Consider the following 2,237-nt stretch of genomic DNA (forward strand, 5'->3'; position numbering starts at 1 on the left):
GGCCCGCGCGCCGCTGGCCGCGATGCTCGCGCATCGGCTGCACCATCTTGCATGGCGGCCGGCGCTGGCCGCCACCGCTGCCGCGCTGCTCGCGATGCTGGCCGGCGGCGCGCTTTCGGAAGACCGCGCGATGTGGGCCGTGATCAGCACGTTCGTGGTGTTTCTCGGCACCACCTCGCATCAGGGCACGCGCGCGCGCATCGTGCAGCGCGTCCTCGGCACGCTCGCGGGCGCGGCGGCCAGCGTGCTGCTCGTCACCGTGTTCGCGCATCAGACGGGCGTGCTGGTGGCCGCGATGATCGCGTCGGTGTTCGGCTGGGCCTATTACATTCTTCATGCGTATGCGCGCGGCGTGTTCTTCATCACGCTGCTGGTGGGCCTGCTGTACGGCACGCTCGGCTTCGCGATCGTGCCGCTCGCGGCGGTGCGCATCGAGGAAGTGCTGGCCGGCTGCCTGATCTCGCTCGCGCTGGCCTTGCTGCTGATGCCGTCCGACGCCGCGCATGCCGCGCGCGCGGTGCGCAACGCGGCCGGCCGCTAGGCGCCACTAGGCGATTACCCGCACCCGTTCGACGCTGGCGATTCGTCAGCACACCTGCACGCTTCGCGTGACGCGGCCATTACATCAGGTCATGCCGGCTCCAACAATTTCGACGTTGTCCGCAGCAAATTGGCTCACTATATTCGAATCGACCCGATGATCGATTCCCCCCCGGAACGCCGCTCGCATCGCGGCAAGCCCTTCCGGATAGAGTGTCCACTGCAACCGTGTCGAGGAAGAGTCGTGACGAAAACGAAACGCCTGTGTCAGGCCGCCATAACACTCGCGATCGGTAGCGCGAGCGCCACGTCGGCGCTCGCCGCCGGCCAGATCACCTTCGTGTCGCAAGGCGGCGCGTATCAGGAAGCCCAGACCAAGGCCATTCTCGACCCGGCCGCCAAGCAGCTCGGCATCACCATCGCGCAGGACAGCATCCCCGACGCGTGGCCGCAGATCAAGGCGCAGGGCGCCACCGGCAAGCCGATCTGGGACGTGGTCGACACGCCCACCTCGAACTGCCTGCGCGGCGGCGCCGAAGGGCTGATCGAGAAGCTCGATTTTTCGAAGATGCCGAGCGCCGCGTCGATCCCCGAGAAATACCGCACGCCGTATTCGGTGCCGTACGAGTTCTATTCGAGCGTGATCGGCTACAACAAGAAGACGGTCAAGAAGGTGCCGCACAGCTGGGCCGATTTCTGGAACGTGAAGGGCTTCCCCGGCACGCGCGCGCTGCGCAACGATCCGCAAACCACGCTCGAAGCCGCGCTGCTCGCCGACGGCGTGGCGCGCGACAAGCTCTATCCGCTCGACGTGGATCGCGCGTTCCGCAAGCTCGCGCAGATCAAGCCCGACATTTCCGTCTGGTGGACCTCGGGCGGCCAGTCCGCGCAGTTGCTGCACGACGGCGAAGTGGACATGGAAATGATCTGGAACGGCCGCGCCAGCGCCGTCGCGAAGGACAACCCCGACGTGGCGTTCACCTACGAGGACGGCATCCTGCAGAACACCCAGCTGTGCATCCTGAAGAACGCGCCGAACCTCGCGAACGCCGTGCGCTTCGTCGATGCGGCCGTCTCGCCCGATCTGCAGGCCAACCTGCCGAAGTACATCGACTACGGCCCCGGCAACCCGGCCGCCTACCAAACCGGCAAGATCACGCCGCAGCGCGCGAGCGAGCTGCCGAGCTCGCCGGCCAACGCCGCCAAGCAGGCGCTGCTCTCCGAGGAATGGTGGGCGTCGGCCCCGGGCATTCAGGCCAAGGCGCGCTGGCTCAAGTTCATGCAGCAATGAGCGCAACGGCACGCGCGCAGCGTGCCGTTTGCTTGCGTCCGCAACGTCGGGCGCCGCATCGCGGCATGATGCGGCGCGCCGGCGGCCTCGATTTCCGTCATCCGCCCTGCCGCGCGCGCCTTGCGTTGCGTCGCGCCGCTCGGGGCGATGCGCTTTTCTGCCGGCTTCGATCGTGTACGACTACCTGATACTCGGCGGCGGCTCGGCCGGCTGCGTGCTGGCCGCGCGGCTCTCCGAGGACGCCGCCCGCTCGGTCTGCCTCGTCGAGGCCGGCCGCAACGTGTCGGCCGCCACGCTGCCGCCCGAGATGCGCAGCCGCTACCCCGGCCGCGCCTACCTCGACACCCGCAACCTGTGGGCGCGCCTGCAGGCCCGCATGAGCGCGCCGGCCGCCATGCGCCGCTAC

The 2,237-nt window shown here is 68.5% G+C and carries 3 protein-coding genes; all 3 read left to right on the forward strand.

Annotated elements, in window-relative coordinates:
• The coding region (locus tag G3N92_RS33245) for an FUSC family protein (protein ID WP_206131745.1) at positions 1-541 on the forward strand (541 nt) is incomplete at its 5' end.
• Positions 542-802: 261 nt separating this feature from the next.
• The gene (locus G3N92_RS33250) at positions 803-1,831 is read left to right on the forward strand and encodes an ABC transporter substrate-binding protein (protein WP_206131747.1); all 1,029 of its coding nucleotides are present in this window, start codon (positions 803-805) and stop codon (positions 1,829-1,831) included.
• Positions 1,832-2,003: 172 nt separating this feature from the next.
• Positions 2,004-2,237 (forward strand): lycopene cyclase family protein (locus tag G3N92_RS33255; protein ID WP_206131746.1); only part of this gene is annotated, 234 nt, incomplete at its 3' end.

The organism is Burkholderia sp. Ac-20379, from assembly GCF_017104645.1.
Lineage (GTDB): Bacteria > Pseudomonadota > Gammaproteobacteria > Burkholderiales > Burkholderiaceae > Burkholderia.